Source organism: Sulfurovum indicum (assembly GCF_014931715.1).
Classification (GTDB): Bacteria; Campylobacterota; Campylobacteria; order Campylobacterales; family Sulfurovaceae; genus Sulfurovum; species Sulfurovum indicum.
The window spans coordinates 1,131,834-1,150,487 of sequence record NZ_CP063164.1; the positions used below are offsets into that span (position 1 = coordinate 1,131,834).

At 45.3% G+C, this 18,654-nt stretch carries 18 protein-coding genes; 13 read left to right on the forward strand and 5 right to left on the reverse strand.

Going from position 1 to position 18,654, the window contains the following annotated elements; all coding sequences use genetic code 11:
• Positions 1 to 155 precede the first annotated feature (155 nt).
• The 3 genes from IMZ28_RS05715 (at position 156) to IMZ28_RS05725 (ending at position 2,987) form a co-directional block, all read left to right on the forward strand.
• Positions 156 to 833 carry a phosphoglycolate phosphatase gene (locus tag IMZ28_RS05715; RefSeq protein ID WP_197547635.1) on the forward strand — a complete coding sequence of 226 codons (678 nt, stop codon included), beginning with the start codon at positions 156 to 158 and terminating at the stop codon, positions 831 to 833.
• 39 nt (positions 834 to 872) lie between these two features.
• Entirely contained in the window at positions 873 to 2,309 is a 1,437-nt protein-coding gene (locus IMZ28_RS05720) for an FAD-dependent oxidoreductase (RefSeq protein ID WP_197547636.1), read from the forward strand.
• A 72-nt stretch (positions 2,310 to 2,381) separates the two neighbouring features.
• Positions 2,382 to 2,987, forward strand: coding sequence for a hypothetical protein (locus IMZ28_RS05725; protein WP_197547637.1), 606 nt, complete (start codon positions 2,382 to 2,384; stop codon positions 2,985 to 2,987).
• On the opposite strand, the gene IMZ28_RS05730 is transcribed toward IMZ28_RS05725, so the two are convergent.
• Complete coding sequence (locus IMZ28_RS05730) at positions 2,988 to 3,809, reverse strand: thiamine-phosphate kinase (protein WP_197547638.1); 822 nt, start codon at positions 3,807 to 3,809, stop codon at positions 2,988 to 2,990.
• 190 nt (positions 3,810 to 3,999) lie between these two features.
• Between IMZ28_RS05730 and IMZ28_RS05735 the strand changes: the two genes are divergently transcribed.
• From IMZ28_RS05735 to IMZ28_RS05775, 9 genes are all read left to right on the forward strand, one after another.
• Positions 4,000 to 5,046, forward strand: coding sequence for a hypothetical protein (locus tag IMZ28_RS05735; protein WP_197547639.1), 1,047 nt, complete (start codon positions 4,000 to 4,002; stop codon positions 5,044 to 5,046).
• 194 nt (positions 5,047 to 5,240) lie between these two features.
• Positions 5,241 to 6,956: an FAD-binding protein gene (locus IMZ28_RS05740; RefSeq protein ID WP_197547640.1), complete on the forward strand. Its 1,716-nt coding sequence runs from the start codon at positions 5,241 to 5,243 to the stop codon at positions 6,954 to 6,956.
• 10 nt (positions 6,957 to 6,966) lie between these two features.
• Positions 6,967 to 7,956 carry a succinate dehydrogenase/fumarate reductase iron-sulfur subunit gene (locus IMZ28_RS05745; RefSeq protein ID WP_197547641.1) on the forward strand — a complete coding sequence of 330 codons (990 nt, stop codon included), beginning with the start codon at positions 6,967 to 6,969 and terminating at the stop codon, positions 7,954 to 7,956.
• 9 nt (positions 7,957 to 7,965) lie between these two features.
• Entirely contained in the window at positions 7,966 to 8,859 is an 894-nt protein-coding gene (locus IMZ28_RS05750; RefSeq protein ID WP_197547642.1) for a CoB--CoM heterodisulfide reductase iron-sulfur subunit B family protein, read from the forward strand.
• 83 nt (positions 8,860 to 8,942) lie between these two features.
• On the forward strand, positions 8,943 to 9,725 hold the full coding sequence (locus IMZ28_RS05755) for a patatin-like phospholipase family protein (protein WP_197547643.1): 783 nt from the start codon (positions 8,943 to 8,945) through the stop codon (positions 9,723 to 9,725).
• A gap of 34 nt (positions 9,726 to 9,759) precedes the next feature.
• The gene (locus tag IMZ28_RS05760; protein ID WP_197547644.1) at positions 9,760 to 10,929 is read left to right on the forward strand and encodes a DUF819 family protein; all 1,170 of its coding nucleotides are present in this window, start codon (positions 9,760 to 9,762) and stop codon (positions 10,927 to 10,929) included.
• Positions 10,930 to 11,120: 191 nt separating this feature from the next.
• A complete protein-coding gene (locus IMZ28_RS05765) occupies positions 11,121 to 11,348 on the forward strand; it encodes a hypothetical protein (protein ID WP_197547645.1) in 228 nt (75 codons plus the stop codon).
• Between the two features lies 1 nt (position 11,349).
• Complete coding sequence (locus tag IMZ28_RS05770) at positions 11,350 to 12,417, forward strand: dipeptide epimerase (protein ID WP_197547646.1); 1,068 nt, start codon at positions 11,350 to 11,352, stop codon at positions 12,415 to 12,417.
• 75 nt (positions 12,418 to 12,492) lie between these two features.
• The gene (locus IMZ28_RS05775; RefSeq protein ID WP_197547647.1) at positions 12,493 to 14,076 is read left to right on the forward strand and encodes a SulP family inorganic anion transporter; all 1,584 of its coding nucleotides are present in this window, start codon (positions 12,493 to 12,495) and stop codon (positions 14,074 to 14,076) included.
• Between the two features lie 10 nt (positions 14,077 to 14,086).
• On the opposite strand, the gene IMZ28_RS05780 is transcribed toward IMZ28_RS05775, so the two are convergent.
• Positions 14,087 to 16,741, reverse strand: coding sequence for a hybrid sensor histidine kinase/response regulator (locus IMZ28_RS05780; RefSeq protein WP_197547648.1), 2,655 nt, complete (start codon positions 16,739 to 16,741; stop codon positions 14,087 to 14,089).
• A gap of 287 nt (positions 16,742 to 17,028) precedes the next feature.
• On the opposite strand from IMZ28_RS05780, the gene IMZ28_RS05785 reads away from it, so the two are divergent.
• The gene (locus IMZ28_RS05785; RefSeq protein ID WP_197547649.1) at positions 17,029 to 17,691 is read left to right on the forward strand and encodes a rhodanese-like domain-containing protein; all 663 of its coding nucleotides are present in this window, start codon (positions 17,029 to 17,031) and stop codon (positions 17,689 to 17,691) included.
• Positions 17,692 to 17,719: 28 nt separating this feature from the next.
• On the opposite strand, the gene IMZ28_RS05790 is transcribed toward IMZ28_RS05785, so the two are convergent.
• From IMZ28_RS05790 to mog, 3 genes are read right to left on the reverse strand one after another with little or no spacing between them, the layout of a single operon-like run.
• Positions 17,720 to 17,869, reverse strand: a complete 150-nt coding sequence (locus tag IMZ28_RS05790; RefSeq protein WP_197547650.1) for a hypothetical protein — start codon at positions 17,867 to 17,869, stop codon at positions 17,720 to 17,722.
• Positions 17,866 to 18,081: a hypothetical protein gene (locus tag IMZ28_RS05795; RefSeq protein WP_197547651.1), complete on the reverse strand. Its 216-nt coding sequence runs from the start codon at positions 18,079 to 18,081 to the stop codon at positions 17,866 to 17,868. Before IMZ28_RS05795 ends, IMZ28_RS05790 begins: the two co-directional genes overlap by 4 nt.
• 42 nt (positions 18,082 to 18,123) lie before the next feature.
• On the reverse strand, positions 18,124 to 18,654 hold the full coding sequence (mog, locus tag IMZ28_RS05800) for a molybdopterin adenylyltransferase (RefSeq protein ID WP_197547652.1): 531 nt from the start codon (positions 18,652 to 18,654) through the stop codon (positions 18,124 to 18,126).

The window sequence follows — 18,654 nt, forward strand, 5'->3', positions numbered from 1 at the left end:
GGGGCGATCCCTTTATGGTTGCTCGTGAGAATACGGAGAATATTATGGTTTCAAAGGGTAACCACAAAAAAATCACCCCCAAAAAAAACTCTCATTAAGAATACTGCAATCCATTTTATGTATACTCAGCCTTATGATTTAGATAAGGAAATATCTTGAAATTTAGAAACAAAAAAGCGATCTTCTTCGACCTTGACGGTACGCTCATAGACAGTGTGCCTGATCTGGCACTGGCAGTAAATGAGATGCTGACCATTCTGGGAAAAGAGACATTCAGTGAAGATACCATCCGTTACTGGGTAGGCAACGGCGCACAGACCCTGGTCAAACGTGCACTGCTTGGCAGAAGAGAGGTAGAGAATGAGCGTATTGACGAAACATATTTTAAAAAGGCTCATACCATCTTTTTGGAAGCCTACGGCAAACATCTCTGCAAGGCAACCCGTCCCTACCCCCATGTCGTTGAGACACTGGAAGCGCTCAAAAGCAGAGGGTACAGACTGACCATCATCACCAACAAACCCGAACAGTTTGTAGAACCTATACTCAAAGGGCTTGGGTTTGATGACCTGTTCGAAACATACCTGGGCGGAGATTCACTGCCAAAGAAAAAACCCGACCCGATGCCGCTGCTGCATATGTGTGATCTGCTGGGCCTTACAGTAGAATCGTGCGTTATGGTGGGCGACTCCAAAAATGACATTTTGGCCGCCAATGCATGCGGGATGCAGAGCATAGGTGTCACTTACGGCTATAATTACGGAGAAGAGATCAGCATCTATGAACCTGATGCTGTTGTCAATGATTTTTCAAATATTTCAGAACTGTTTTAGCTAAACCTGAAAACAGCAACGATCTTTTCAAGGAAGACAATGAAAGAAAACAAAACCAACATTGCCATTGTAGGCGGAGGAATCGCAGGAAGTACAGCTGCCCTTTTTCTGGCAAATGCAGGCCTCAGTGTCACTCTCTTTGAAAAGGCACCCAGCCTTGTCAGCGGTCCGCCTTTCTGCCACCTGCATGCCGGAGGCAATCTCTATCCGGAGATATCCGATGAGCAGTGCCTGACACTTTTAAAACAGTCTATTGACTTTGCCAGACTCTACCCGCACGGGGTCGATCACCGTCCTACCGTTATTGCACTGCCTACATATTGCAGCAGAAGCACAGAACACCTGCTGCCGCGCCTGCAAAAGCTTCAGGCATACTATGAAGCACTCATCAAGGAGGATGCAGAGAACCGCGTACTGAACGATCCGTCCGTCTATTTCAAACTCTATGAGAAGTCTGAGATAGAAGCACTCAGAGAAAAAAAGAGTCTCAGGCACCCTGAAACACTTGATGAATGGATGATCCCTTTTGCAAAAGAGACCGACCTGGAGAAGATACAGTTCCCGGTCATTCTGGTCCAGGAGTACGGGCTCAACCTCTTTCGTATCGGTGCAAGGCTGCTGCTCTCTTTGGAAGCCGACACTCATGTCGATCTGCGTCTTTCTACTTCAGTCACAAAAATAGAAAAAGAGAATGGGCTCTGGCGTATCCACTCCATAGACCAGAAGGGAAAAAAAGAAGAGAGATTTGACTACCTGATCAATGCAGCAGGCTACCAGACAGGCAAGATAGATGATATGATAGGTGTACCCTGTGAGCGTATGGTAGAATTCAAAGCTGCCTATGTCAGTCAATGGGAGTGTGAAGAGGATCATCTCTGGCCGGAGATCATCTTCCAGGGAGAGCGTGGAACACCAAGGGGTATGGGACAGTTCACTCCCTATCCCCAGGGCTATTTCCAGCTCCACGGTATGACCAAGGATATCACACTCTATGAGGGAGGACTGGTTGCAAGCACACCGCTGAGCTGTCAGCCTCAGCTTCCGCAGAAGTTTATAGAGAAAATAGAATATGCATGGAAAGAGGAAGAGACGATAGAACGTACACGAAAAGCCATTAGGCATCTCTCTCAATTCATCCCCTCTTTCGCTTCGGCAAAAGTAGGCTCCAAGCCGCTATTTGGTGCACAACAGATCCCCGGAAACGACCCCACACTGCGTGTTGCAGAGGTGGCATTTCCTGCACCACACTATGCACGATGTGAGATCGTCAAGGTCTCTTCGACTATCGATATGTCCTATGCCATTCTCGATGATCTTGTAAAATCAGGACTGCTTGAACCTTCCTCTTGCAAGCCCGTTGTACCAGAAAAGATGAAACAGATCAAAGAAGATGCGGTAAGCAAACAAGCTGAAATACTCTGTGAAATGAGAGAATACCCCACAGCACTCGCACACCTCTGCGTACCAAAGTGCTGATCTCATAGAAAATAGATAACACACAGGCTATACTTATATATCTGTAAACTATTTTAAGGACATATTCATATAATGAAAGCTTTCTTGATACTGTTTCTTTTTATCACACAGCTCTTTTCAGAAGCGAAACTCGAACACGTCACCATCAACAACCATGACTTCACCATTGTCACAGAGGATTACGATATTTATGACAGCAAAGGTACGGTCCTGAAGTTCTACAGGGAAGAACGGAATAATGATCTTAAACACCTCTTTAGTCTGACCCTTTATGACAAAACGGGCTCATGCAGTGCCAAAAGTATTGAAAACGGGCACTACGAGATCAACGGTACCACCATCACACTTTACAGTTTCTGGGATCGTCAGGGACGTATTTACGACGTACCTTACGGTGCACGTATCATGAAGTATGAAGTGCAGCCATCGGGTACACTAAAATTGATTTCAAGCGAAATATACATAGAGACTGCCGAAAAAAGCTTTGATAAAGAGAGCGGCATGCGCTTTTTATGGCAAACACCTGAAACAGAAAAAGAGAGAATGGCTTTTAGCCGCTACATACAAAACACAGAGCGTCAGTTCAAAGGGACCTTTCTCGTCGGAGAAGAAGCCGAGCAACTGATGAAAAAGGTAAAGTCGGCACTTGAAAGAAAGATGTCAAAGCGCTGGAAGTAGCTACAGGAAATGGTGGCTTTTACAGGGAAAACGTTCATCATTCCTGACAACTTCGGCAAATACATTTAAAGGTGTATCTGTCTCTCTGGCAATAGCTTCCAACGTACTCAAATGCTCTTTTTTAAAGCCGACAAGCATCTCGTACTCTTCTCCGCTAAAGCCGACATCATCGCTAATATTATCTAATATATCAAACCCATATTCATTCATATCAAGAAGCTTGTTCGTGTCACAGTAGAGTCCGTCTGAAATATCCATCCCTACACGCAGGAACGGTCGTGCCTTATAGACAAAGTCGGCTCTGAGCACCGGTTCGTAAAATCGTGAACCGGGATCTACTCTCCCGCCTTCCAAAAGTATATCCAGATCCCTTTTGCTTTCACCCAGCGTACCGGTAAATGCAAGCAGATCACCCTCTTTCAGCCCTTTGCGCAAAAGAGGATTTTTACTCTCGGAAACTATAGTAATACTCAGGTGCAGTTTCTCTCCGCCTATCGTATCGCCTCCGATGATCTCACAGCCGTACTCACCTGCTGTCTGCTCCATACTCTGCATCAGTTCATCGATCTCAGTGATACTCAGCTCTTTGGGAAGGGAAACCGTTACAAGTGCGTATTTCGGATAGGCATTCATGGCAACTGCATCAGAAAGATTGATCAGCATCGCCTTGCGGCCTATCTGCGACATACTCATCCACTCTCTTTTAAAGTGTGTATCCTCAAAGAAAGCATCCATGCTGTAGAGAGTATTCCCTATGATCGCAGCATCATCCCCCACATATTTTGAATTAAGTCTACTAATAAGGTAAGCTTCTTTATCCATTATTTTGTCTTCTTTATATTTTTGATTCTCTCTGAACAGCGTTTTGCTGTAGAGTTTGTATGTACCAAAGTTGGCAAAATTGTAACATACTTACCTCTATATTGGGTTTTAAAAACAGAATTGCTCTCTTTTGGAAGTATATATAGTTATAATCATCATAATTTAAGTTTGATTTTTAAGGACAAACACGATGCAGTATACATTACAGACAAGAGCATTCTTTTTTAATGCACAGACAGATTACCTCCCCTACTATAAAAACTTCACTGTGAAGCTCGATGGCGATGCACAGGCTGTTGAGATACTCAAAGAGATCAAAGCACAGAATGAAAACTTTGCCTACCCTGAAGAGAGACTCATTTTCAGGATAAATGACCTGGTTGTGACAGGAGAAGAGAGCGTTGCTCAGATCGTTGAAAAGCTGGGTACAGAACTGCAGATAGACCCTGTGCTCTCCTACCGTTCAAACCACTGCCTCGTCATCAACGATGATGACTTCATGGAGCGCTTCGAACTGCTTGCTCCCTATGCAACAGAGGAAGACAAAGCATACTACGAGTCTCTTTATTCCCTGCACTATGCTTCAGAGAGCTCTAGATTCAACCATGACTATATCGGCGATGCCGTTTTGCTTCTCGCACACAGAATGATAGAGAATGGCTCGGAATACAAAAAAGAGATCCTGGACGCTATCAATGATGAATATGACGGTCTCAATGCCTGCGAATACGAGAATAACCTCTTTGAAGCACAGGACCACACTGCAACATTCGAAGCGCTTCACAGTATGTATGAGCATCCTGTACCGAACAAATTCCTTGAAAAGGTCAGCCAGAAGCTTTCCAGAGAGGCGAGAGCAGCCCATCAGACCAAGAACATACATGGACGCAATGTTGCATTCTATGCGGCACAGGAAGAGACACCTGCAGCCGAAGAGGTCTATGCTGCCATAGAGGCGGCCGGAGGCAGAGTAATACGTTTCTCAAGAGAGAAAAAGCTTTGCGGCCGTTCACTTATCGGCAGAGAGAACAATCTTGCCTACCTCAAAGCCGCCACGACACTGCTTGATGCGCTTGACAATGGTGCAGAGATCCTCATCGTTGCAAACAAAGAGGACCTTGATATGTTCAACAAGCACTTCGCCGCGATACAAAAGCGTATTGGAAGAGAGATACCGCTTGCCCTTCTCTCTTTTGATGCATTCAAAGCATTGGCCGAAAAAGATAAGGTGGCGTAAAAAAGCTGCTTTTTTTGATCACATCAACATGACTTATGCGTTAGATAATCTGATATTCTGATTCTCCCTTCCCCGGGAGAAAATGTGTAACAATCCCCTCTTAAAAACCCTAATTCCCCCTTCCTATTAATCAATTTGATACCTTCGAAACGATATAATGGACGCAAATTTGACATGAAAAGGACGTAAGCGTAATGAACGTTAAAATCTACGAATACGATGCTGTGATCGTCGGTGCAGGTCTGGCTGGTTTGGCGGCAGCCAAAGAGTTAACCGAAGCAGGAAAGAAAACAGCAGTGATCACCAAACTTCACCCTCTCAGAAGCCACTCCGGTGCAGCTCAGGGTGGTATCAATGCCGCACTGGGAAAAGAGGACTCTGTAGAGCTTCATATGTTTGACACGATAAAAGGTTCTGACTATCTTGCAGACCAGGATGCTGTTGAACTGATGTGTACCAAAGCGCCGGAGACCATTCGCTGGGCAGAGAGAATGGGTGCGGTCTTCTCAAGAGACGAGGAAGGCAACATCGCAATCCGTCCTTTTGGTGGACAGAGCAAACCAAGAGCATGTTATGCGAAGGACAGAACCGGACTGGCTGTACTTCAAGCGATCTATGAACAGGCTTTCCGTGCGGGAATCGAAGTATTTGACGAGTGGTACTGTGCAGACCTTCTTTATGAAGACGGCAAAGCCTACGGTGTCTCTGCCTACAATATCCGCAACTCCGAGCCTGCGATCTTCAATGCAAAAGTAGTTATGTTCGCAACAGGCGGACATGCACGTGCATACCGTTTTAACTCTAATGCGCATGCCAATACGGGAGATGCTCTCTCAATTGTTGCACGTCACGGACTTCCTTTGGAAGATATGGAGTTCGTACAGTTCCACCCAAGCGGACTTGGCGGTTCAGGTGTTCTCATCTCTGAAGCGGCACGCGGTGAAGGCGGACGTCTTTACAACGCACTCGGTGAGCGTTTCATGGAGAAGTATGCACCTAATGCTCTCGAACTTGCTTCACGTGATGTGGTCAGCCGTGCGATCATGGAGGAGGTACGTCAGGGACGCGGTGTAGGAAAAGACGGACAGTCAGTCAATATTGATCTGACCCACCTTGATCCTGAGATCATCCTTACACGTCTTCCGGAGCTTCGTGAACTCGCTATCGCTTTCCAGGGACAGGATATGCTTAAAGAGCCTATCCATATCTCTGCAACAGCGCACTACTCCATGGGCGGTATCCCGACAACGATCAACTGTGAAGTGAAGAAGAACCCCAAAGAAACGGTAGAAGGCTTCTATGCAGCCGGTGAGTGTTCATGTGTGTCGGTACACGGAGCAAACCGTCTTGGTGCGAACTCTGTACTTGAAGCACTTCTCTTTGGACGTCATGCGGGAGAGAACATGGTCAAAGCACTCGATGAAGGGGTAGAACTCAAAAAAGCAGTCCCTGAAGATGCCAAAAGAATGCTTGATGAGCTCCACAGACTCAAAACATCCAACGGTACAGAGACTGTTCCGGGACTTCGTGAAGAGCTTCAAAACGGTATGACCGCCAATGCAGGTGTCTTTAGAACCAGAGAATCTCTTGAGAAGCAGCTCAAACTCATCGATGAACTTCTGGTACGTTTCAACAATATCCGTATCGATGACAAATCCAACACCTTCAACACAGACCTTCAGGAAGCACTGGAGCTTGGGCACATGCTGGAGTTCAGCAAGTTCATCGTTGTCGGTGCGCTTGAACGTGAAGAGAGCCGTGGCGGACACTACAGAGAGGATTTCCCGGAGCGTGATGATGAAAAGTTCCTGAAACACACTTACGCTTATATGGATGAGAATTACAACATTACAACCGAATGGGGTGATGTCGTTCTTGGTAAGTTCGAACCAAAAGAAAGATCATATTAAGGAGGTTGTGATGAGTGATACAAGAAAAGTGACATTAAAAACATTTAGATTCAACGCTGAAACCGACTATCTGCCCTACTATAAACACTATGAGCTGGAAGTAGGGAAAGATGAGTTGATGCTTGACCTCCTTAACCGTATCAAGTGGGAACATGACGGTTCTTTCTCATACCGTCGTTCATGCCGGCACGGTATCTGTGGTGCCTGCGGTATCAAGGTTAACGGCAAAGCGACACTCGCATGTAAACAGAATGCGCTTGAACTGGTCGAACTTTTTGGCGATGAACTTCTTATCGAGCCTCAAAGCAAAAAGCGTGTGGTTAAAGATATGATCATCGACAAAAAAGATTTCTGGGACAAACATGCAGAGGTCAAGCCGTATGTGGTAGCAGAAATCGATCCTCACCCCGAACACGAAACAAAGCAGAGCATCGAAGAGTTCAACAAATTCCTCGATGCCGACCTCTGTATCCAGTGCGGAAGCTGTCACTATGCCTGTCCTGCGGTAGAAGTGAATGAAGACTTCCTTGGGCCTGCTGCATTCACCGCAGCATACAGGTTTACCGTCGATACCAGAGATGAGGCCGGGAAAGAGAGACTTGAACTCACTTCCCAGATGGGTCCTGGAGTCTGGGACTGTGTAAAGTGTTATGAGTGTGCAGAGGCCTGTCCGAAAGAGATCAACCCTATCGAGAAGATCACCAAACTCCACAACATGCAGTTTGAGCAGGGTGTGGCAGTACCAAACGTTGCTACACGCCATGCGGAAGGTTTCCTCAGAGGGATGAAAAAATACGGACTGCTGGATGAAGCAGATATCGTCTCCTACTCAGAAGGCTACCTTGGTATGTACAAGCATCTCAAGACAGCACTCAAAATGCTTAAAGCAGGGAAGATCCACTGGCATTCAGGCGTACCGTTCATCAACAGTGTACCTAAGATCAAACATCTGGATGAAGTTCAGAAACTTATTAAAATATCACAAACCAACAAACTGTAAGGAGATATGATGAGCAAACTAAAATATGCACTATTTACCGGATGTACCGCAAAACAATCCACACCGGAGCTACTCTCATCTACCCTTGCAGTAGCCCAGAAGCTCGGTATTGAGATCACGATCCTCGAAGAGGCAAGCTGTTGTGGTGCCAGCCACCTTCAGGACTTCGATGAGTTCCTGGCACATGTACTCAATGCACGTAACATCTGTTATGCGGAAAAGCTGGGACTTACGATGATCACTATCTGTAACACCTGTCAGCTTAACTCTGCCATGACCAAACATGCACTTGACACTGACCCTGAACTGAAAGCCAGAGTCAATGAGAAACTGGCTGAAGTCGGTCTTGAGTACAAAGGAACTTCAGAGATCAAACACTTCCTCTACTGTCTGATCGATGAGTATGGGCTTGAGAACATCAAAGAGAAGGTCAAAGTTCCGCTTAGCCACTTCAACATTGCACCGTTCTATGGTTGTCACAATATCCGTCCTTCCGAACTGCACCATAATGCAAACGGCGGGGAGAACCCTTACAACCCTACTTCTCTTGACCAGCTCATTGAAGCACTTGAGGGGAATCCTGTCAATTATGACCATAAGAACAAGTGCTGCGGTTTCCATGTTGAACTCCAGGCAAACCATACCTCAGAGGTCCTTGCAGGGAATGCCATGGTCGATGCCATTGACAACAACGCCGACCTTATGGTCACACCATGTCCTCTCTGCCACCTCAAAATGGATACCTACCAGGATGACATCGGTCATGTTATCGGCCGTGATGTAGAACTTCCGGTACTTCATATGCCTCAAATGGTCGCACTGGCACTTGGATGTACAGAAAAAGAGATCGGTCTGAACTTCCACGTTCAAAAAGCAACACACCTCTACTCCGAAACAGCGTAAACAAACGCTTCCCCCTCGTTCTCACACTCAGCATGGAAGTGAGGGACGGGGAATCCACACTCATCTTACGCTATAATATCTTCATGAACACAGACACACTCCAACAAAACCCTTTCTCGCTAGTTCTCTCCGGAGGCGGTGCCCTGGGCATTGCCCATCTTGGTGTCCTGCACGATATGGAACACAAAGGGCTTTCCCCTTCTGAGGTCGTAGGGACCAGTATGGGCGGCATCATCGGTGCGTGTCTGAGCATCGGAATGGATGAAGCAATGATCTATGAACAGATACGCTCCTTTGTCAAGGTCTCCAACTGGATCAAGTTCTCCTTTTCGGGCAATGCGATCGTTGACAATGACAAGGTCGCCAGTATATTTACGACTCTTTTCGGTGAGAGAAAAATGGCAGATACGCAAATACCGCTTAAACTTATTACAACCAATCTCAAAAGCGGCAAAAAACGTGTTTTTAGCGCTAAAGACAACGTCTACATCAAAGATGCGCTCTTGGCGAGCATGGCAATTCCGGGAGTATATGAAGAACATACCATTGAAGGCGAGGTCTACGGTGACGGTTTTTTATGTGAAAACCTTGGTATCAGTGAAACTTCATACAAGGATGTTCTGGCTGTAGATGTACTCGGAGAGCACTCCTTTGAAAAAGAACTGCCCGACAATTTTTTTAAGACACACAATGTTCTGGAGATGTTCGAACGTTCTGTCAGACTGCTTATCTATAACCAGAGCAGGACGATATTGTCCTATACAGATAAAAATATAGTGCTTATAGAACCCCAAACCAAAGATTTCAGTACCTACCAGTTTCATAAACATGAAGCCATACGTACCTTGGGATTAGGACTCCTGTGAATAAGATATTTTATAATATTAAGGATGGCTCTTTATGATCACTGACGGATTCAGCTACCTGGCACTGCTGATGATGATCGCAGCAAGCATCGTCTACACCGAGAAAAAAACCCGTTACAACAAACTCTTTGAGTATCTCCCCTCAATCGTAATCATCTATTTTGTCATCATGTTATTATCTACATTTGGCATCTGGGAAAAAACTGAAGAGATCACAGCTGCATATAAAGCTCTCAAATCCAATCTGCTCCCTGCCATGATCTTTCTTATGCTTCTTTCTGCCGATATGCGTGAGATACGAAAACTCGGTAAAAAGATGATACTCACATTTTTACTGGCGGCTGTAAGTATTTCACTCGGATTTATCGGTATGTATGCCCTTTTTCATACAGCCTTTGGCCCGGAGTCATGGAAACCCTTTGCCGCACTCTCCGGTTCCTGGATGGGAGGAACAGGAAATATGGTCGCCATACAGGGCGCCTTGCACCTGCCTGACAGCGATATGGGTTATGCACTCCTTATTGACTCCATAGACTATGCCGTCTGGGTCATGGTACTCCTGGCACTGGTGCCTTTTGCAAAACGTTTCAATCGCTGGAGCGGAGCCGATACCTCCATCATTGATGAGGTAGGCAGAAAACTTGCACAGAAGGAAGAGCGCAGAGAGACGATGGATTTTGTTTCACTCTTTTTGCTTCTGGCTGCTGCCCTCTTTCTCTCTGCACTCTCCCAATTCCTGGCAGACTTCATGCCGACCACTGATTTTCTGACACATACCACCTGGGTCGTGATCATTGCGACTGTTGCAGGTATTCTCCTTGCCATGACCCCTCTGGCATCTCTTGGCGGAGCATCTGCTCTTGGGAATATGATGCTCTACCTTATCGTTGCACTGATCGCTTCACGGGCAAATTTTGCAGAACTTGCCCAGGCACCGCTCTATATTGCAGCCGGTTTTGTGATCATCGCCATTCATGCACTCATCATGGTGATCTTTGCCAAACTTTTCAAACTTGACCTCTTCTCCCTGGGAGTTGCATCCCTGGCAAATATTGGAGGGGTTGCATCAGCCCCCATACTGGCTTCGGCATACTCCAGAGCACTCATCCCTATTGGTGTGCTTATGGCGATGATGGGATATATTCTGGGAACGTTTGGCGGACTGGCGGTCGGGAAAGTATTGAAGATGATCGTACAGCAGTAGCACTCCTTCAACCCGAAATATGCCGGAACAGAAATATATCCATTCTTCTGCATAGTTGCTGTTGCGACCCCTGCTGTATCACCGCTCTTTCTCTATTTGCTGTGAAACGACCTTGACAAGAGTGCTCCGGGATAATCTCATGTTAATGCACTTTGGATAAAATTGCTTCAATACAGCGTAAAGGATCTATGATGAATCTAACAGAAGAACAGTTAGCCAAGATCGCAAAAAAAGATGAGTATGAAGCGTTAAAAAAGAGACTTGTCCAAAAGCGCAAGGAGATGCTTGAAGATATCGAATTTGCAGAAAATGATTTCGATGAGTACCTCATAGAGCAGGAACGTGAAAAGCTCGCAAAAGAGATCAAAACACTTGCTGCGAATCTCAGAGAGATCGAAGAGTGGGAAGCGCTGGCATAGAATGAAAATAGCCTCCATCCGAACCATCCTCTTCAAAGCTCCACTGGAGACCCCTTTTGTCACTGCTCTCAGACGGGTGGATTCCCTTGAAGACCTTGTTGTCATTATTGAGGGTGATGACGGCAGTATCGGTTACGGAGAAGGAGCCCCCACACCGCAGATCACCGGTGAGACCATCGGTTCCATGCAGGCAGCCATCGACTTCATCTCTCCACAACTGATCGGTAAGGAGATAGATGACTTTTCCTCCCTCATTTCTCTGGTACATACCACCATTGTCGGGAACACCACAGCAAAATCCGCACTTGAGATCGCCCTCTATGACCTCAAAGCCAAAGCTCAAAAACTGCCTCTTTACAAAATGCTTGGCGGCACAAGGAGAAGTTTCAGAACTGATATTACCATCAGTATGGGGGAGACCGGGAAAATGGTCTCAGAGAGTCTGTCCGCGGTATCTCTGGGGTACGATACACTCAAAATAAAGATCGGTGACAACCCCCAAAAAGATGCAGAACGCATCAAGGCTATCCATAAGGTACTGGAGGGAAAGGTCTCCCTCAGGCTTGATGCCAATCAGGGCTGGAGTGCCCAGGAGAGCGTGGCCCTTTTAGAGTCGCTCGAAAAAGAAGAGATTATGGCAGAATTTATTGAGCAGCCGGTGGCCGCAGATGACATAGAGGGCCTTAAGTACATCAAAGAGCGTGTACAGACTCCTCTACTGGCTGACGAATCTGTCTTTTCACTCAAAGATGCCCGCAGGCTGCTTGAAATGGAGGCAGTAGATTACATCAATATCAAACTGGCCAAAACAGGCGGGATCTCTCAGGCACTTGCGCTTGCAGATCTCTGTGCCTCTTACCAAGTCAAATGTATGGTAGGATGCATGCTTGAAGGTCCCATCTCCGTTGCTGCCGGTGTACACCTTGCCTCTAGCAGAGCCGACACCGTTACGATGCTTGATCTCGATGCCGTTGCCCTGCTCGCTTCCCATTCGCTGAAAACCGATACACTCTTCAATGAGAGTGAGATCGTTTTAAGCGATACCGCCGGTATTGGTATATCACTTTAGCATAGATCCGCTCTAATCTCTCCCATAAACAATTATGGTAAAATTCCACAACTTTTTACCCCAAAGGATATTGACTTGGTCGACATTCAACGATACTCGAAACAGAACATCAAAAATGACATTCTCTCAGGTGCACTGGTTGCCGTAGCACTGGTCCCAGAAGCGATCGCCTTCTCCTTTATTGCCGGGGTTTCACCGGTTGTGGGGCTCTATGCAGCGTTTATCATCGGATTGATCACCTCCTTGCTGGGCGGTAAGCCGGGGATGATCTCAGGAGCAACCGGTTCGGTGGCAGTCGTCTTCGTCTCTCTCGGACTTTGGGTCAAACAGCACTATCCTGATCTTGACACCGAAGCACTCTCCATCATGGTACTGCACTATATTCTCGTCACTTCAATCATTGCAGGACTCATACAGATCGCCATTGGTCTGATGAAGATGGGTAAATTCATCCGTCTGGTTCCCCAGCCTGCCCTTTTCGGCTTTGTCAACGGTCTGGCCATCGTGATCGCTCTCGCACAGCTTCCTTTCCTTGCCCCGGCACACATCGAACAGTATCACTCATGGTTTGAGATCATCAAAGCCAGTCTGCAGGAAAATTATGTCATGTATATTATTATTGCTGTCACGATGCTGACCATGCAGTACCTTCCAAAAATAAGCAAAGCGGTCCCTGCCGGACTTGTAGCGATCGTTGTGATCACACTGGCCGTTTACTATAGCGGTATCGATACAAAGACCGTAGGGGATATGGCTGATCTCTCCCATGTCTCTTTTCCGCATTTTGTCATGCCTGATCTCTCTATTCTTTTGAGTTGGGAATCGCTGAAGGTTATTTTGCCTACTGCGGTCATCGTAGCACTTGTCGGACTTATCGAGTCTCTGCTTACACTCTCTGTACTTGATGAAATGGGTGGGAAACGCGGTTCGGGAAACAAGGAGTGTGTAGCGCTTGGTATCGGGAATACTACCTCCGGTCTCTTTGGCGGTATGGCAGGATGTGCGATGATCGGACAGTCTGTCATCAACTTCACCTCCGGCGGTCTCGGCAGACTCTCTTCCTTTACAGCTGCTCTCCTGCTTATCATCCTTGTGGTCAGTTTCTCTGATGTCATCTCGGCCATTCCTATTGCCGTACTGGTGGGGATCATGTTCATGGTAAGCATCGGGACCTTCGAATTCTCCTCTCTCAAGCGTATCAAACACATGCCAAAATCCGATGCCTTTGTTCTGGTCGTTGTAACGATCATCACTATTTTCGAAGACCTGGCAGTGGCGGTTATCGCCGGTATTATTATCTCTGCCCTCGTCTTTGCATGGGAGCATGCAAAGATCTTTTCCCGTACCCGGCAGGAAGGGAACAAAAAGATCTATGAACTGGATGGTCCTCTCTTCTTTGGCTCTGTAACCTCTTTTAATGAACAGTTCGATGTGGAAAATGACCCTGACGAAGTGGTTATAGACTTCAAAAAAGCCAGGGTCATGGACTCTTCGGGAGCCGAAGCGATCGATGCATTGACAGAAAAATACAGAAAAGCAGGGAAGAAACTGACACTCAGACACCTTTCAGAAGACTGTAAAAAGACACTGAAGATCGCCGGACCGTTCTGTACCTACGAAGAGGATGATCCGACCTATAAAGTTGCACATAACGTATAAAAAGAGGCTATTATTCTGAAATAACCTCTGATTCTACTATGATCTTCTCCTCAAAGTAAGTGCTGAAGATCTCTCTTAACGCCTCCAACTCTATCGGTTTGGAGAGGTAGCCCTCCATACCGGCCCCCATATATTTTGCCTTGTCTCCGCTGAGGGTGTTTGCCGTCAAAGCAATGATCGGAATATGTTCTTTACCGCTACTGTGTTCATAGCTCAATATCTTTGCTGTCGCTTCCATCCCGCCCATTACCGGCATCTCAATATCCATGAATATCATATCGAACGCTTCTCTCATGCGATATTCCAGTGCCTCCTGACCGTTTTTTGCAATACACACCTCTATACCGGCCTTGTTCAATACATTGGTGATCAGTTTTTGGTTAATTGGATTGTCTTCTGCGACAAGAACACGAATATCTTTAAAATATATCTGTTTTTTCTGCTCAGTACTCTCTTCTTTATCACGCAGCGCCTTCAGAGTTTTAGTAAATGTAACCGGCTTATAGAGGATCTTGTCTATACGTGAACCGTACCGTCTGAGATTTTTTTTCTGCTCACCTGTTGAGATAATAACGATTTTGCTCTCTAAGTCCAAAAATTTATCGATCTCACCTTCTCTTTGATGGAACTTGTGATCGATAAAAAGAATATCGGGAAGCTCCCCTCTCTCTTTTGCAGCAAAAAGTGTTTTGGCAGTATAATGCTTGACCTTCGCACCGGTATGTGCAATATATCTCTCAAGATTCCTGTTGGTATCATACTCTATACCAATTTTGAAATCGAAAATCCCTGCTGTATACGTATGCATATCCTCAACAACTCTTCGTTCTGCACCTTCAGCATTTTGCAGTATAAGTGTAAAGTAAAAAGTCGAACCTTCTCCTTTTGTACTGGTAAGACTGAGCTTGCCGCCCATCAGGTCGACAAGTTTACCGGAAATGGTAAGCCCAAGTCCTGTTCCACCATACTTTCTGCTTGTACTGACATCAGCCTGGGAAAATGCTGCAAAGATCTTCTTTTGCTGCTCTTTTGCAATACCGATCCCGGTATCAGAAACTGAGAATTTCACTTCTGTTTTGTCATTGCTTTCCGATACTTTCTCTATGGAAACACTCACTTTCCCATTCTTCGGAGTAAACTTTATCGCATTGCTTACAAGGTTGACGATCACTTGTGAGATCTTTGTAGGATCGCCTTTCATACGTGTCGGCAGCTCCGGATCAATAAAAATGTTGAAGTCGATATTCTCTTTTAGCGCCTTACCGGCATAGGATTCCACAGAAGACTCAAAATGCTCGATCGGATCAAATACCATATACTCCAGATCGATTTTCTGCGCCTTTATCTTGGCAAGATCAAGAATATCATTGACAATACTCAAGAGGTGTTCGGAACTTTTTTCAACCACAGAGAGAAACTCTCTTTGTTCTTCTGTCATCTCCGTTTCTTTAAGCAGCTGAGTAAACCCCACTATACCGTTAAGCGGAGTACGTATCTCATGAGACATACTTGCCAGGAACATATCTTTGGTCTGATTTGCATCCTGTATCGCCTGTATCAGAAATCTATAGATCAAATTGAGATTGCCGTTCTCAATAAGATGTTTAAGCTTTTTTTGCTGATTTTGATCAAAGACCAGTTCAATATCCCGCAGTGTATCCTTATAGAGCTTTTTATTTTTGCTCTGGTCCATATGCAGCGTGACAAGTTTGTATAAGAGCAGCAGGAACAGTATAGTACCGATGCCATAGCTGATAAGATCTATTTTTGCATTGGAGACACTCTCCAGGGCACTCTTTTCAATCTGCTCAAGAAGTATCGCCTCTACCTTACCGAAATACTCCATCTTTCTACTGATCTTATCCAGCCATGATACGACTGAAACCCTGTATATCCCGCTCTTGGCATCCTCAAGTATCTGTCCACGTTCTTTTTTGAGAAGATCGGCATACGCTTCATGTGAAAGAAGTGCACGGAGATCTACCGCTGCAACCGGATCAGGAACCATCTCAAAGTTTGGCTCTCTGTCATTTACCGTCACCTGCTCCCAGATCACTCTTTCCTTCTCTGTCATTGGATCTTTTTTCAGCAATAGAGGGTAGATCAGTGTATTTTCAAGAACTGTATTTTCTCTCAATTCAATATGATTCTCATATAATAGCAGATAGTATGTCAAGACTTCAGAGTTCTGAGCCAGAGCCAACTCACTGAGCATGTAGGTAAACGGCATAAAGACTTCTCCGTGATACCCGTGAAAGAGAATATCCACCTTGTCACTTCTGAGACTCTCTACCGATTCCCTAACATGACGCAATGCTCTATAGACACCTCTGAAATGGATCCTATAGGGGTGAAAAGCACTCTTTCCCTCTACCAGGCTTCTGAGTTCCAATAATCTTCTATCTGTATCTTCCCTTGCACGCTTTATTCTTTCAAAACTGCTTTTTGAATGTATTGCCAGATAAGAAGCCGTATTGAGCCTCTCTTCATCTATCTTCTCAACTGCTTCAGCAACCTTCTTTAAAAAAACAGGAATATCTATACTTTTTTGTGACGCGGAATATTGTAGATAAGAAAGATACGTATGGTAAAAAAGAAGAGAAGTGAGCAGCGATACAAAAAGGATCAGCAGTTTGAGGAGAAATGTATGCTTTAATATTTTCATATTGACTCTTTCATTTGCTTATATGGATTCCAAAGAAGAGATAGGAAAACAACAAAATGGTCTTTATCTTCCTCCATAGCAAAAAAGAGATCTTTTCTCTCTATAGGTCTGGCCGATCTTTATCGAACAGTAAAGAAGAATATTTTTCTGTCACTCCTTCACACAAAGTTTAAATTTCAATATTGGGACACTTCATTATACTCCGATAAATATTAAATTATTTAATATTTGATGTTACACATATAATACACATACCTCATGGTAGTATCAAAACAAAAAGGATTTTCATGCGGACCCTGTTTTTGTTACTTCTCCCTGCTCTGCTCTCTGCCGGCTCCAACAGCCTGGAACATCAAGGTATCAAGGTCACAGCCAATGGCAAAACCTACAGTGTCAAACGTATTATCCCCAAAGAGTGTAAAAGTGTTCCCATAAACAACGAAATGCTCTGGACAGGCAACTATGCCAACCCAAAAGTGCCCGAAGCCTGCAAATCAACCTATGTACATACCAAAGGGAAGCTCCTTCCCATGCATCTGGATGAAGAGCTTGAAACATACGGTGAACTGGAAGTGCTGGCAACGATTAAAGAGATGCAGACCGATAAAAATCTTCTGCTTATAGACAGTCGCAAAGAGAGTTGGTTTGAATACCGTACGATACCCGGCGCGGTCAATGTACCGTTTCACTATTTTAAAGAACGTGAAAGTTATGAGTTTCATTTTGAATCTGCACTCAAATCTTTGGGGGTTACGATAACTAAAGATGAAGAGTATGATTTCAGCCATGCCAAAACACTGGTACTTTTCTGTAACGGTCCATGGTGCAGCCAGTCACCCAGTATGATCTTTGCACTGCTTGAGATCGGATATCCGGCTGAAAAGATCAAATGGTACCGGGGAGGAATGCAGGACTGGCTCGGTGCAGGAATGACGTCTACAAGAGATTAGTACTCACAGAAAGAAGCGGTAAATCCTTCTATAGAAAGAATATCCCTATCATCAGGCCAAAGAAAGGAATCATTGCCAGCATATAGACCTTTCTTTGGCTTTTCAGGGTTTTCCAGACACCCCAGAAAAAAAGAACAAGTGTCACAAGAAAGATCAAAATGACCATTAAGTTGTTCATGAGAGCTTCTCCAGGTCCTCTTTGTAGAGCCTGTCGACCATTTTAATGCTCTCAAGTGCATTAAGCAGTATCTTCTTGGTCGATGCGAGCGGCTTCATATGCGTGTTGGTGTACTGCTTGTCTATCGTCTCATCGGTTACAAGCTCCATCACCTCTTTCTCCAGTTCTGCAATGATCTCATTGATCTTCTCTTCTATAAATATCACATCCATCTCATACACCCTCTTTTAAACTATTATTTTCACTATCGGCGATCACTTTTTTGGTCTGAAGACTTTGATCACCTCTTCATTGGCTTCCATATAGTTCCCGCCGATCAGGTCGATACAGTAAGGTACTGCGGGGAATACCGCATCGAGACACTCACGGATCGATTTTGGTTTTCCCGGAAGATTGATAATGAGAGAGCCGTTGCAGATACCTGCTGTCTGGCGGGAAAGAATGGCTGTGGGTACATACTGGAGACTCACCGCCCTCATCTGTTCTCCAAACCCGGGAAGCAGTTTCTGACAGACATTTTCTGTCGCTTCTGTCGTTACATCTCTTGGTGCAGGACCTGTACCCCCTGTAGTCACGATAAGGTCACAGTTCATATCGCGTGACAGCTCTATAAGTGTCGTCTCAATGATACTCTGTTCATCCGGTATACAGCGGTACTCATACTCACATTCATTCAACAAATACTCTTTCATTGTATCCATTATCGCCACACCGGAGATATCTTCATATATACCTTGTGATGCCCTGTCGCTTGTGGTTACCACACCGATCTTTATCTTATCCAT

Excerpts from the sequence above, each read along its gene's own strand:
- IMZ28_RS05760 (WP_197547644.1), top strand. The coding sequence starts at position 9,760 with ATGATCACTGACGGATTCAGCTACCTGGCACTGCTGATGATGATCGCA.
- IMZ28_RS05745 (WP_197547641.1), top strand. The coding sequence starts at position 6,967 with ATGAGTGATACAAGAAAAGTGACATTAAAAACATTTAGATTCAACGCT.
- IMZ28_RS05770 (WP_197547646.1), top strand. The coding sequence starts at position 11,350 with ATGAAAATAGCCTCCATCCGAACCATCCTCTTCAAAGCTCCACTGGAG.
- IMZ28_RS05755 (WP_197547643.1), top strand. The coding sequence starts at position 8,943 with ATGAACACAGACACACTCCAACAAAACCCTTTCTCGCTAGTTCTCTCC.
- IMZ28_RS05730 (WP_197547638.1), bottom strand. The coding sequence starts at position 3,809 with ATGGATAAAGAAGCTTACCTTATTAGTAGACTTAATTCAAAATATGTG.
- mog (WP_197547652.1), bottom strand. The coding sequence starts at position 18,654 with ATGGATAAGATAAAGATCGGTGTGGTAACCACAAGCGACAGGGCATCA.
- IMZ28_RS05795 (WP_197547651.1), bottom strand. The coding sequence starts at position 18,081 with ATGGATGTGATATTTATAGAAGAGAAGATCAATGAGATCATTGCAGAA.
- IMZ28_RS05725 (WP_197547637.1), top strand. The coding sequence starts at position 2,382 with ATGAAAGCTTTCTTGATACTGTTTCTTTTTATCACACAGCTCTTTTCA.
- IMZ28_RS05785 (WP_197547649.1), top strand. The coding sequence starts at position 17,029 with ATGCGGACCCTGTTTTTGTTACTTCTCCCTGCTCTGCTCTCTGCCGGC.
- IMZ28_RS05750 (WP_197547642.1), top strand. The coding sequence starts at position 7,966 with ATGAGCAAACTAAAATATGCACTATTTACCGGATGTACCGCAAAACAA.
- IMZ28_RS05735 (WP_197547639.1), top strand. The coding sequence starts at position 4,000 with ATGCAGTATACATTACAGACAAGAGCATTCTTTTTTAATGCACAGACA.
- IMZ28_RS05765 (WP_197547645.1), top strand. The coding sequence starts at position 11,121 with ATGAATCTAACAGAAGAACAGTTAGCCAAGATCGCAAAAAAAGATGAG.
- IMZ28_RS05720 (WP_197547636.1), top strand. The coding sequence starts at position 873 with ATGAAAGAAAACAAAACCAACATTGCCATTGTAGGCGGAGGAATCGCA.
- IMZ28_RS05790 (WP_197547650.1), bottom strand. The coding sequence starts at position 17,869 with ATGAACAACTTAATGGTCATTTTGATCTTTCTTGTGACACTTGTTCTT.
- IMZ28_RS05740 (WP_197547640.1), top strand. The coding sequence starts at position 5,241 with ATGAACGTTAAAATCTACGAATACGATGCTGTGATCGTCGGTGCAGGT.
- IMZ28_RS05780 (WP_197547648.1), bottom strand. The coding sequence starts at position 16,741 with ATGAAAATATTAAAGCATACATTTCTCCTCAAACTGCTGATCCTTTTT.